This window comes from Nonlabens agnitus (assembly GCF_002994045.1).
Taxonomy (GTDB): Bacteria; Bacteroidota; Bacteroidia; order Flavobacteriales; family Flavobacteriaceae; genus Nonlabens; species Nonlabens agnitus.
This window is the reverse complement of record NZ_MQUC01000003.1, coordinates 2,786,791-2,799,735: the sequence shown is the minus strand read 5'-3', so window position 1 is coordinate 2,799,735 and position 12,945 is coordinate 2,786,791. Positions and strand designations below refer to the sequence as shown.

At 41.3% G+C, this 12,945-nt stretch carries 11 protein-coding genes and 2 tRNA genes; 2 read left to right on the top strand and 11 right to left on the bottom strand.

Going from position 1 to position 12,945, the window contains the following annotated elements; genetic code table 11:
- Positions 1-75 precede the first annotated feature (75 nt).
- Positions 76-954 carry a cysteine synthase CysM gene (gene cysM / locus BST86_RS12960; RefSeq protein WP_105983613.1) on the bottom strand — a complete coding sequence of 293 codons (879 nt, stop codon included), beginning with the start codon at positions 952-954 and terminating at the stop codon, positions 76-78.
- Entirely contained in the window at positions 951-1,745 is a 795-nt protein-coding gene (gene epsC, locus BST86_RS12955) for a serine O-acetyltransferase EpsC (protein ID WP_105983612.1), read from the bottom strand. Before epsC ends, cysM begins: the two co-directional genes overlap by 4 nt.
- A gap of 359 nt (positions 1,746-2,104) precedes the next feature.
- Here epsC and BST86_RS12950 point away from each other — a divergent pair, with 359 nt between their 5' ends.
- Entirely contained in the window at positions 2,105-2,641 is a 537-nt protein-coding gene (locus tag BST86_RS12950; RefSeq protein ID WP_105984042.1) for a DUF3124 domain-containing protein, read from the top strand.
- A gap of 1 nt (position 2,642) precedes the next feature.
- Positions 2,643-3,257, top strand: coding sequence for a MarC family protein (locus tag BST86_RS12945; RefSeq protein WP_055411653.1), 615 nt, complete (start codon positions 2,643-2,645; stop codon positions 3,255-3,257).
- A gap of 208 nt (positions 3,258-3,465) precedes the next feature.
- Here the strand turns inward: BST86_RS12945 and BST86_RS12940 are convergent.
- The 9 genes from BST86_RS12940 to porG form a co-directional block, all read right to left on the bottom strand.
- Positions 3,466-3,551: transfer RNA gene (locus BST86_RS12940), tRNA-Leu, on the bottom strand.
- Positions 3,552-3,615: 64 nt separating this feature from the next.
- Positions 3,616-3,687: transfer RNA gene (locus tag BST86_RS12935), tRNA-Gly, on the bottom strand.
- 104 nt (positions 3,688-3,791) lie between these two features.
- Positions 3,792-6,410 (bottom strand): DNA mismatch repair protein MutS, encoded by a 2,619-nt coding sequence (mutS, locus tag BST86_RS12930; RefSeq protein ID WP_105983611.1) that lies wholly within the window; start codon positions 6,408-6,410, stop codon positions 3,792-3,794.
- 92 nt (positions 6,411-6,502) lie between these two features.
- On the bottom strand, positions 6,503-7,291 hold the full coding sequence (murI, locus tag BST86_RS12925; RefSeq protein WP_105983610.1) for a glutamate racemase: 789 nt from the start codon (positions 7,289-7,291) through the stop codon (positions 6,503-6,505).
- A gap of 87 nt (positions 7,292-7,378) precedes the next feature.
- On the bottom strand, positions 7,379-7,900 hold the full coding sequence (locus BST86_RS12920; RefSeq protein ID WP_105984041.1) for an OmpH/Skp family outer membrane protein: 522 nt from the start codon (positions 7,898-7,900) through the stop codon (positions 7,379-7,381).
- A gap of 60 nt (positions 7,901-7,960) precedes the next feature.
- Positions 7,961-8,806 (bottom strand): OmpH/Skp family outer membrane protein, encoded by an 846-nt coding sequence (locus tag BST86_RS12915; protein ID WP_105983609.1) that lies wholly within the window; start codon positions 8,804-8,806, stop codon positions 7,961-7,963.
- Positions 8,807-8,839: 33 nt separating this feature from the next.
- Positions 8,840-11,416, bottom strand: coding sequence for an outer membrane protein assembly factor BamA (gene bamA, locus BST86_RS12910; RefSeq protein WP_105984040.1), 2,577 nt, complete (start codon positions 11,414-11,416; stop codon positions 8,840-8,842).
- 4 nt (positions 11,417-11,420) lie between these two features.
- Positions 11,421-12,155 carry an isoprenyl transferase gene (locus tag BST86_RS12905; RefSeq protein WP_105984039.1) on the bottom strand — a complete coding sequence of 245 codons (735 nt, stop codon included), beginning with the start codon at positions 12,153-12,155 and terminating at the stop codon, positions 11,421-11,423.
- Between the two features lie 2 nt (positions 12,156-12,157).
- Complete coding sequence (gene porG, locus BST86_RS12900) at positions 12,158-12,856, bottom strand: type IX secretion system protein PorG (RefSeq protein ID WP_105983608.1); 699 nt, start codon at positions 12,854-12,856, stop codon at positions 12,158-12,160.
- Positions 12,857-12,945: the final 89 nt, after the last annotated feature.

The following is a 12,945-nucleotide window of genomic DNA, read 5'->3' as shown; positions in this document are numbered from 1 at the left end:
CGCTTTCCTGTCTGCCGACAGGCAGGCGCTAAAGCGAAATTCATCATCAACCTCATCTATCAAACACCTAGTATTTTACTCAAAAAGGTCTGAAGAAAGATAACGGTCGCCGCGGTCACAGATGATACTCACGATCACGCCGCTCTCCAGTTCACTGGCCAGTTTCAAGGCTGCTGTAGTGGCTCCACCACTACTCATCCCAGAAAAAATGCCTTCTTCCCTAGCGAGACGTCTGGCCATAGCTCTTGCTTGCTCTGTACTTACTTCCATCACACGATCTACTTTTGAGGCGTCAAAGATGGCGGGCAGGTATTCTTTGGGCCATTTACGTATTCCCGGAATGCTGGAGCCATCTGTAGGTTGTACGCCGACGATCTGGACGTTTTTGCTTTGCTCCTTCAAATAGGTAGAGGTTCCCATGATCGTTCCCGTGGTTCCCATCGAGGAGACGAAATGCGTGACCTTGCCATCTGTGTCTGCCCATATTTCTGGGCCAGTGGTTTTGTAGTGCGCCTTCCAGTTGTCCTCATTAGCAAACTGATTGAAGGAAAAATATCCTTCTTTTTCTACTTTATCTGTGGCATAATCTCTCGCGCCTTCAATGCCATCTGGATGCAGGGTAACTTTTGCGCCATAGGCTTTCATGGTTTGCACACGTTCTATTGTGGCGTTCTCTGGCATGACCAGTTCTATATCCAGTTGATAGATCCCAGCGATCATGGCTAGAGCGATACCAGTATTGCCGCTGGTTGCTTCAATTAGTTTGGAATTCTGATCAATCTCACCTCTTTCCAGCGCACTCTTGATCATGTTAAATGCAGCTCTATCCTTAACACTGCCACCTGGATTATCACCTTCCATTTTAAAATAGAGTGTGACGTTGGGATTTGTATTAAGTACCATGGATTTTACCAGTGGCGTGTTTCCTATCTGATCTAGAATCGAGTGACTCATGAATGTGTTTTTTGGGTTGATGTTTTTACCTGTGCGGTATAGATCGCCACCGTGTTTTTATCTACAGACGAAGTTATCCAAGCGTTTCCACCAATGGTACTATGTGCGCCTATTACGGTATCGCCGCCTAGAATAGTAGCGTTAGCATAGATAGTGACGTGATCTTGTATGGTAGGATGTCTTTTTTGATCTTGAAGGGATTTTTTTACCGTGAGCGCGCCTAGTGTTACCCCTTGATAAATCTTTACATGATCATGGATCTCTGCCGTCTCGCCTATGACGACACCTGTACCATGATCAATGAACAAAGATGCTCCTATGGTTGCTCCTGGATGGATATCGATTCCTGTAAGCTGGTGCGCATATTCGGTCATGAGCCTAGGAATAAGTGGTAAGCCTAGTTTGTAAAAAACTCTAGCCATTCTATAAATAGCAATGGCAAAAAATCCAGGATAGGCCAAGTAGATTTCTTCCAGAGATTTTGCTGCTGGGTCATTCTCATAAATGGCAGTAGCATCCTTTTTTAAACTGCAGAATAGATCTGGTATCGCGACCGTAAAGTCTTCCCAAGTCTTGCAGGGCTTGCCTTTGATATCTGGACAGGCTAGATTTCGTATGACCAGAAAAAGATCTTCCAACTCTCTTAATGCAGCAATGGTATCTGTTTCTGAATCAAAGAATACATGGAACAGTAGCTGACTAAAGCGTTGTGATTCGCTTTTTAATCTCATGGAAACCGAAACTTCCTTCTTTTGGGCGGTGATCGCGTCTATGAGTTGAGTCGAAAGCATGTTTTATTAAGTTTTGAGTGCAGCGGTCAGCTAGGTAATCAATTAATCCAAAATCGTCAAATGATCGAAAACCATTTGCATATCCCATTTGAGTTTACCACTAGCTATTGCTGTAAAGATAATATAGCACTAAGTTTTGATAAGAAGCTGGCTGAGAATGTTACGTTAAGATTGGACCATTTGTTTGGGGTAAAGATATCAGGAGCAGACAACTTATATTTCTGCGTACAAGCGAATATCAATCTCAAAAGAAGTTTTAAAATCGAAAAAAGCATTGTTAAACCTAACGAGCTACTGTCTTGAACCTCATAATAACTTGATATCAAATAAGTATCTTTATGATTTAAAATAGGATGGAGATGAACTTATATAAAAGGTTGAGAATTAAAGACTATCTATACACTTTCTGCTTTTTTGCACTTGCCCTAGCAAGTTGCGAGGAGCAGGAAAAAATGAGTTCCGTCAATCCAGAGAACTGGTCCAAAAGAGCTGCTGATACCTCTCAATTAGATTCTTTAGAAATTGGAAAGACTTATCTTTCTATCTATTCGCAGATTTATAACCTATCAGAACATAAGCGTATCAATCTTACCGCCACGGCAAGCCTGCGCAACACCAGCGATACGGATTCTATTTACGTACTCAGTGCCAAATATTTTGATACGCATGGTAAAATGATCAGGACCTATTTTGATCAGCCCATCTATCTAGCACCTATGGAAACTGTGGAAATTATCATAGACGAAGAAGACGTCACTGGTGGCACAGGATCAAATTTCCTTTTTGAATGGAAAGCCTCAACAACGACTCCAGAACCTATGTTTGAAGGTATCATGAACTCTACCAACAGGCAGCAAGGCCTTTCCTTTACCACACAGGGAAAAAGAGTGCAGTAACATGACAGAAATCATCACCACCATTTTATTCCTGATTGCGGTAATTGATCCGTTGGGATCTGTACCTGTATATCTGGAAGCTACCAAAAACTTTGACAAGAAACACAAACGTAAGATTGCCCTGCGAGCATCCTTCATCGCCTTCTTGATCCTATTGTTTTTCATAGTGGTAGGCCAACTTATACTGGAAGGAATGGAAGTCTCCTTGAATGCCTTTCAGATTTCAGGTGGAGTTATTCTGTTTCTTTTTGCCTTGACCATGATTTTTGGAGAAGGAAAACCCGAAAGCGAAAAAAGTAAAATCACGGACTATAAACACGTTTCCATCTTTCCCATTGCGATCCCATCCATCGCATCACCTGGTGCGATCATGGCCGTGGTACTCATGACCAACAACAACCTGTATAGCATAGAGCAACAAGCCATAACCACGGTCCTCGTTCTTATCGTCATCACTTTAACAAGTCTACTGTTGATTGCTGCAAATGCCGTTCAAAAAAGAATAGGTTCCTACGGGATTACAGTCATCAGTAAAGTGATGGGTTTGATCCTCGCATCCTATGCGGTACAAAGCATTCTTACCGGATTAAAGGATTTCTTCACCGTCCTTAATTAAGCTGAACTTAAGTTTATAATCCACCTCGATTTGAGCATTGTTTTGGTTAATTATTTCGCTTTCGCGAAAGCGAAAACCCAATACACATTACACCTTCCCGTTAAAGAGGCTGCAGTTGAAAACTAAGTAGGAAAAGATGCGAGTGAAGCCGAGTAATTATAAAATGCAACAAAACTAAAAAAGCCTCTCTAAAAGAGAAGCTTTTTTGTACTCGAGACGGGACTTGAACCCGTACGAACATTACTGCTCATTGGATTTTAAGTCCAACGTGTCTACCAATTCCACCACTCGAGCGATTGTGTCAGCGACACATCATTGGTATGATCAAAAAAGCCGACGTTGAATCGGCTTTTTCTAGAGCGAAAGACGGGATTTGAACCCGCGACCTCCACCTTGGCAAGGTGATGCTCTACCCCTGAGCTACTTTCGCATTATTGTATTTCAAAATTTGAAGAACAATCACTTTCAAACTAAGTTTCAAAGCGGATGCAAATTTAATAACTTTCCTTATTCTGCAAAGGATTTAATGTAAAATTATCCTGTGGCTTTATCCTTTCCCACAAGCATGCGTTTTATCTCGTTCAATTTCATCAATGCCTCGACTGGCGTTAAGGTGTTGATGTCAACTTGCAGTATTTCATTGCGCACTTCCTCCAACAATGGATCATCTAGGTTGAAGAAACTCAGTTGCATTTCTTCATCTTGCACCGCTTTCATGGCAGCTTTAGAGTCTTCTCGTTGATGCGACTTTTCAAGAGTTTTTAAAATCTTTTGAGCTTTATGAATCACTTGTTGAGGCATGCCCGCCATTTTTGCTACGTGAATTCCAAAACTATGATGACTACCGCCAGGAATGAGCTTGCGCATGAACAGCACTTTATCCTTCAATTCTTTTACCTCAACATTATAATTTTTGATGCGGTCAAACTGTTCGGTCATTTCATTGAGCTCGTGGTAATGGGTAGCAAATAGGGTTTTTGCTTTAAATGGATGCTCATGAAGATATTCTGTGATGGCCCAGGCGATGGAAATACCGTCATAGGTACTGGTTCCACGACCTATCTCATCCAGCAAAATCAAACTGCGATCGCTAACGTTATTTAAAATGCTGGCACTCTCGTTCATTTCTGTCATGAAGGTGGATTCACCTTGAGATATGTTATCGCTGGCTCCAACTCTCGTAAATATTTTATCTACGATTCCCATCTTGACCTCATCTGCAGGAACAAAACTTCCTATTTGAGCGAGTAGGACAATCAATGCCGTTTGTCTAAGGATCGCACTTTTACCACTCATATTGGGCCCAGTGATCATGATGATTTGCTGTTCCTCACGATCGAGTTGTACATCATTAGGAATATAAGGCTGATCTGCGGGCAGCATTTTTTCTATCACTGGATGCCGTCCACCTTTAATGACCAATTCATCAGTCTCTAAAATCTCTGGTCTCGTGTAATTGGACGCCACAGCATGATCTGCAAAGGACAACAAACAGTCCAGCTGGCCGATCAAATGTGCATTGTTTTGAATGGCCTTGATAAAAGGAATGATTTCTTGAACGACCTTTTCAAACAATTCTTGCTGCAGCGCATGAATACGCTCTTCAGCACCCAGTATTTTTCCCTCATATTCTTTGAGCTCCTCGGTGATGTAACGCTCTGCGTTGACAAGGGTTTGTTTACGTGTCCAAGATTCTGGGACTTTATCTTTATGGGAATTGCGGACTTCTATGTAATAGCCAAATACATTATTGCTGGATATTTTTAGGCTGGAAATACCAGTTTCCTTACTGTGTCGATCCAGCATCTTATCTAGATAGTCCTTTCCAGAAGTTGCTAGACCACGCAGCTCATCCAGCTCTTCATGAAAGCCATTAGCGATGGTTTTTCCTTTTAAGATGTTGACAGGTGCCTCTTCATCCAATCGTTCTTGAATGAGTTCAACAAGATGCTTACAGTTGTTGAGGCTCTCTCCCAAGACCTGTAATGAACTGTCTGGAGCTTCCATTGCCAGTTTTTTGATGGGAGCTATGGCCAACAAACTATTCTTCAATTGAATCACCTCTCGCGGACAAATCTTACCGACCGCCACTTTTGAAACTAACCGCTCAAGATCATTCATACTCTTGAGCTGAATCTTGATAGCTTCTCTGGTGTGAGGCTGAGCTTTGAAATAAGCGACCACATCGTGTCGCTTTTTTATTTGATCTGCATTTTTAAGCGGGAATGCCATCCAGCGCTTGAGCAAACGAGCGCCCATGGATGTTGTCGTCTGGTCAATGACATCAATCAACGTAACGGCACCAGAACTGAGAGCCTGATACAGCTCCAAATTACGCACCGTGAATCGGTCCATCCAGACGAAGCCATCATCTTCTATTCTAGAGATAGTAGCAATGTGATCAATTTGATGGTGTTGTGTTTCTGCGAGGTAGTGTAGTATGGCTCCTGCTGAAATTAGGGCTTCATCCAGCTTTTCCACTCCATAACCTTTTAAGGAATTTACCTTAAAGTGTTTGAGTAGACTTTCTCTGGCATAATCAATCTGGAACACCCAATCTTCTAAGTAGAAAAAAGGCAAGTCATAAGGAAAGTCTTGAGCCAGTTGCTTTTTATCGCTGCGAGATACCAGAACCTCACTAGGATTGAAGTTCTGCAATAGTTTATCGGCTTCTTCTTTGGTGCCTTGGCTGATCAAAAACTCACCGGTTGATATATCCAGAAATGCCACGGCATAGACATTTCGCGAAAGCGATATTGCTGCCAAGAAATTGTTACTGCCAGCTTGCAAGACCTCATCGTTGAGGGAAACGCCTGGAGTGATCAACTCTGTAACTCCACGTTTAACGATGTTTTTAGTCTGTTTAGGATCTTCCAGTTGATCACAAATGGCCACGCGTTCACCAGCACGGACAAGCTTAGGCAAATAGGTGTTCAAGGAATGGTGCGGGAAACCTGCCAGCTCTGTGCGCTCGCCACCGTTGTTCCTATTGGTCAATACAATATTGAGGATGCGAGCGGTCTTGACGGCGTCCTCTCCAAAAGTCTCGTAAAAATCACCCACACGGAAGAGCAACAAGGCATCAGGATATTTTACCTTGATCTTGTTATATTGCTGCATTAAGGGTGTGACCTTCTTACTTTTGGCTGCCAATGTGCTTGATTTTAGGAGGTTTAAAAATACAATTTAGGTAAGGGAAGCGCGATGGCTCGTCCCTAGACTTTTCAACAGTGGGCAGAAGTTATTCAAAAATCCAACGAGGCAATTGTAGCATTTTCTACAGGCTGAATAAGCTCTTCCAGAATCGTAGGATCTGCATTCGAAAAGAGCCGATGCTGTCCTGAGTCACTACTTGTATTGAGAAGATTCTGCTCTTGTAAAACCGCCAAGGTCTGCCTTGCCACGGCTGCACCAGAATCTATGATCTTAACGTTTTTAGGTAGCAATTCCTGCAAGGTGGTTTTAATATATGGGTAATGACTACAGCCCAAAACCAGGTAATCAATGCCGGAGGTCATGAATGGCTGTGTGATTTCCTGCAGCAGGGATTTCATCTCACGACTGTCTTTCTTACCAGATTCAATAAGTTCCACAATGCCGGTACCCGTGACTTCAATCGTGGCAATATCTCTTGTGAATTTTTCTTGTGTGGTTTTAAACAACTGGCTGGACAAGGTACCTTTAGTAGCTAAAATGCCAATTTTTTTGGTATCAGAATTTAGGGCTGCGGGCTTTATGGCCGGTTCTATACCTATAAAGGGAACGTTATACTTAGCCCTCAAATAATCAATGGCATTTGTGGTTGCCGTGTTACAGGGAACGGCAATCAACTTACAACCTTGGGCAAGCAGATACTCTGTGTTCTTAATGCTTAAATCAATGATCTCTTGCCTGGATTTAATGCCATAAGGTGCATTTTTAGAGTCGGCGAGATAGATAGTGTTCTCATGTGGCAAAAGCTGAACCACTTCTTTCCAAACTGAAGTGCCGCCAACGCCGCTATCAAAAAAACCTAAGGGAGCCTTACTCAAAATGATGTGTTGTTTGAGATCTTAATTTACGCCAAAAATAAAACCGCCTCTACATTGTAGAGACGGTTTCTTATATATTTAAGCGTATTCCTATTGGATACCTAATGCTTTCTTCACGTCTGGCATCAAATCATAACCGTCTGCCATGATCACACCAGTTCCCGTAGTAGAATCAAGAACATAGTCAAAACCTTTTGCTCTAGCTACTTTAAAGATCGCTTGTCTTGCCTCTTCATAAACTGGCTTTAATAGATCCGTTCTTTTTTGAGAAAGAGACTTTTGAGAATTGGTATAAAACTCTTCGATAGTCTTGCGGTCTGCCTGGATTTGCTCCAAGATACGCTGGTTCTCCTCATCAGTACGTGTTGGAGCTTTTTGCTGTGCTTCTTGGGACTTCGTCTGTAAAGCTTTATCCATGTTTACAAGCTCTGCCTCATAGGTTTTTGCAAGGTTTCTCAATTGCTTCTCGGCTGCTTTTGCCTTAGGCATGATTTCAACCAATTCTTGAGATGCAATGTGACACACTTTTGAAGCGGCTGTCTGCGCGGTCGCTGTAAAAGTTCCTGCAACTACAAATGCAGCAATGGCTATTAAATTTCTTACTTGTTTCATTATCAACTTTATTATTTTATTTTATGGTAACGGGCTGCAAATATAATGGGTTTGAAACCTTTATTTATTGTCTGGAGGATTGTTATTTTCCTTCTTTTCTTTATCTGCCTTGCGAGCAGCTAGAATACTATCTTTTCTACGTTGACGCTCTTTGATACTCGCTTCTCTACGTTCCTGATATTCTCTTGCTCTTGCTTCTTTTATACTGTCTCTAAATCTTATTTTTTCGGCTCTAGCGGCTTGCTTCTCGTCAATGATCGCCTCTTTTGCAGCTACTTTTTCCTGACGATCTGCAGCTTCTTGTACTGACATATACGGCTCGTCCTTGACATCCTCAACTGGAGTGTTCCTGGTCTGATTTCTTTCTTCACGATCTGCCTTCTTGCCAGTACGACCTATGGCTCTTAATACATCATCACTCAAATCATGACGGTCATCGCTGTAAAGCATGGTCGTCTCTGATCGCTCAAGGATCATGTCATACTTCTTTTGCTCACCTATCTTTTGCATCTCATTGAATACCTGATCTTGTACGGGTTGAATCAACTGTTGTTTTTGCTTGATGAAATCACCTTGAGCACCAAATCTTTTTTGCTGGTAATCATTCAGAGCTTGTCGCTTGATGCCTATTTCTTCTTCACGCTCCTCTATCAATTCCTTAGTCAACAAAACGCGTTCGTTCTTGAGAGAGGTTTCCATTTGGGCAATTTCAGACTCCATCTTTTCGATTTCGGTCTTCCATCCTTGCATGCGCTGCTCTAATTGCTCTGACGCTTTCTGGTATTCTGGAACGCTTTCTAAAATGTACTCCATATCAACGTAACCAACTCTTATGCCTCTTTGCGCTTTCGCGAAAGCGAAACATAAAACCATCATTGACAGTAAAAGGTAATTCTTGATTCTCATGATTATATCATTTAAAGAAATAACCGTGCCATTTTAAAATTGTTGCCCGATTATAAAGTGAACATTCCAGCCACTAGGATCTGTACTGTTTGAAATAGGTGCTGGATCAAATCCATAACCGAAGTCAATACCCAACAAACCGAAGGCTGGCATAAATACTCTAAGACCTGCACCTGCAGATCGCTCTACATCAAACGGATTATAACTCCTAAAAGTATCGTAGGATCCAGCAGCCTCTGCAAAGGTCAACACATAAATGGATGCCGCCTGCTCTAGCGTGATGGGATAACGCATCTCTAAAGAGAATTTGTTATACACGGTATCACCATCTGCACTGGTGGTCAACGCACTGTTGTCATAACCACGCATTCTAATAATATCGCGACCGTCTAACGAGAAAGCTCCCAATCCATCACCACCTACAAAGAATCTCTCAAATGGGACTAGACCGCGATCGTTGTTGTATGCTCCCAAAAATCCAAATTCTGACTTAGTCTGCATAATTAATTTGTCATAAATCTGAGTATACCAAGTTCCCTCAAATTTGATCTTGTAGTATTCCAAGAAACGGAAGCGTTCCTGATCGATCTTGGCAAGGTCTGGCGCTCCATTCGTCTGGAAGTTAGGGTCGTTTTCTAGGTTCTCATAATCCACACCATTCCATAAAGAGTAAGGCAAGGTCATTTTGGCCGTAAGGGCAAAACGCGAACCATAGGTAGGGAAAATGGGGTTGACACCTACATTATCTCTAGTAAGGCCTAAGGTATAAGCAAAGTTGTTTGAGAAACCATTAGGGAAATTAAATAGATTGGTCTGGTAGTTTTTCAAGTTATAGTGTTGGAATGATAGCGCTTGTGAAAACTGGAAGTATGGATCTGGCCACTCCAGCCTTTTAGCAAGTCCTATGGTAGCCCCAGAAATCAAGAAGCGCTGGTTTCTATCGACCTCTCTAAAGTTCTGAGCATTTACTCTAAACTGCTCACTATGCGAGAAAGAAACGTTGAAGGAAACAGGTTTTCTACCACCTAACCATGGCTCTGTAAAATTCAAAGAGTACGTACGGAAAATAGTACTTGCCTGTGCTCTCAAGGCAAGTGTCTGTCCATCACCTTGTGGTACTGGTTGATAAGCCTCCTTATTGAAAATATTACGTAGCGAGAAATTGTTGAACCTCAAACCTAGAGTTCCCACAAAACCACCACCACCATAACCACCTTGTAATTCAATCTGGCTGGCACCAGCCTCTTCTAGCTCATACTCTACATCTACGGTACCATCTTGTTGTGATGGGTTCAAAATACGCGGATTGATATTTTCTGCATTGAAAAAACCTAGCTGTCCCAATTCCCGTATGGAGTTGATGATAGCTGCTTTTGAGTACTTATCGCCAGGATTGGACTGTATGTTACGATAAATCACATGGTCATTAGTACGTGTATTACCTTTAACGCTAATGTGATTGAAGTAGGCTACATTATCCTCAATAATGCGAATTTCAAAATCAATGGTATCGTTTTCTACTTTAGTCTCGACGGCATTGATGCGTGAGAAAAGGTAACCGTTGTTTTGGTATTCATTCTCTAAGGTTCTCGCATCTGGATCTGCAGGATCAGAGATTTGATTGTCAAAAGCAACTCCATTGTAAACATCTCCTTTTTCAACTTTCAATAAGCGCTGCAGATAATCATCTGAATAGACCGTATTCCCAATAAATTTGATATCTCCAAAATAGTACCTGTTCCCTTCTTCTACTTTGATGTCCAGTGCGATGGTTTTATCATCGATTTTAGTAAGTGTGTCACCTACTACTCGCGCATCTCTAAATCCATTTTCCTTGTAGGTTTCCACCAAGTTTTTTAGATCTTCTTGATAGTCTTCTTCTACATACTTGGATCTTTTTAAAACACGCAAGAAGTTTTTCTGCTTCGTGTTTTTCAAGGCCTTTCTTAACTTTTTATCAGATAATTGCGTGTTACCTTCAAAGTCAATGCTCTTAATTTTTACCTTTTCATTCTTATTTACCTCGATCTTCATATCGACGTAATTGTTCCCTAGCGTATCCTGCGCATCACGTGTGCGTACCAACGCATCTGCATATAAAAAGCCTTTGTCTTGATACTTTTTCTCTATGAAATTGCGCGTCGTAGTAACCAGGTTTTCATTTGCCTTAGTTCCTTTTGAAAGATTGAGCTCTTTCAATAGATCTTTAGATTGGTTCTTTTTTAAACCATCAATCTCGATTTTATTCAAGGTGGGCACTTCAATGATATTGAATTCAAGATCAATCGTATCCACAATGTCGTCATTAGGGTCACCTTTAATCCCTACGGCGTAAACTCTAATATCACTAAACAATTTAAGATCCCAAAGCTTTTTGACGACTTGACTCAAACGCTCGCCTGGAACGAAAATGCGGTCGCCTTTACGTAGGCCTGTAAAAGCAACAACAGTGTTTTCATTATAGCTTTTAGTACCAGTGACGGTGATGTCTCCCAATATATATTCCGTAGATTCTCCTATAGGAATATCGCCTGGTCTTTGTGAAAAGGAAATGGCACTTGTGAGAAGTAGTATTACTAAAAGTAGCTTAGGTGCTAACTGTTTTGTCATGTTGTTATAATTGTTCACTCGTTTTACCGAATCGCCTTTCGCGATCTTGATAATTTTTTAAGGCCATCATCAAATCTTTTTTACGAAAATCTGGCCACAGCGTGTTTGTAAAATAGAGCTCTGCATAGGCTATTTGCCAAAGCAAAAAGTTGCTGATCCTGTGCTCACCACTGGTACGTATCAATAAATCCACGTCTGGCATATCCTTGGTAAATAGATAGTTCTCAATGGTGGACTCTTCTATTTGTTCAACTTCTAGGTCACCTCTGACCACATCTTTAGCTATTAGTTTAACAGCATTTGTTAATTCTTCCCTAGATCCATAGCTTAAAGCAAGGACGAGATTCATCTTATCATTGTCTTTAGTAAGTTCGACAACCTCGGCAAGTTCCTTTTGGGCTTTATCAGGCAATTGGTGCAATGACCCTACTGCCTTAAGTCGGATGCCATTCTCTCTAAGAGTAGGTAATTCCTTGCGTAAACTGGAAACCAAAATTCTCATTAAAGTATCCACTTCTAACTTGGGCCTCTTCCAGTTTTCTGTACTAAAGGCATAGAGTGTCAGGTATTTGATACCTAACTTTGCACAAGTCTTTACGGTCTGACTCACAGCTTTCGTACCTTTTTCATGGCCACGCACTCGCATCAAACCTTGATTTTTTGCCCAGCGGCCGTTACCGTCCATAATGACAGCAACGTGTTTTGGCAATTTAGTCTGATCAAGTAAAATTTCTTCCATTTCTAAAAGTTGCAATAACATGGTTTGCGTCCAAAGGTATAAGTTATGGTCACTCCACTAAAGACATACCAATCATTGTTGTTTAAATTCCCGAATTTTAGTTCTTCAAATTCATCCTTTGATTCATCTGGATTACTGCCATCGAGGTTATCTGTAAAGGTATATCTTGCTCCTATTTCTGCAGCTAGAATTAGATGCTCTGTTAAATTTGTCTTTACACCTAAGATAAATGGAATAGCAAAATCTATTCTTCTACTGTATCGTTCTAGTTGATTGTTATTGGTATTCTCATTTAGTGCCAGGCTTCCATAACTATAGGTTGAAAATCCTGTATACATATAGGGAGTAATGTGTCTCTTTCCAGAATACAGTTCCCATTCCCAAAATGTGTATTCCACACCTAGTGAGGCTTCCAACATACTGTACTCGTATTCCAAGCCTCTCAATTCTCTAGACCTATCATCACTCTTGCTATCATCACCATTAAGCCTGGTGTAAATTAAGGAACCTCTAAAACTATGTCTATTACTGCGATTCCATTTTGCCACGCCACCTATGGCTATCCCAGATGGATTTACATATTTTGTACTCCCAACATCACCAATCACGTTTGAACCACCAGCCCATACACCTAACTCGTAGGTCTGCGCTTTAGCGAAAGCGAAAACAAAAAAAGCAATCAATAATAGTACTAACCGCATTGGTTTTTTTTCAAACGTGCAAATATAACAATTCTCACAAGGCAGCATAGGTAAACGCCGCCCATTGTGACTCATGTTAAAACAAAGGA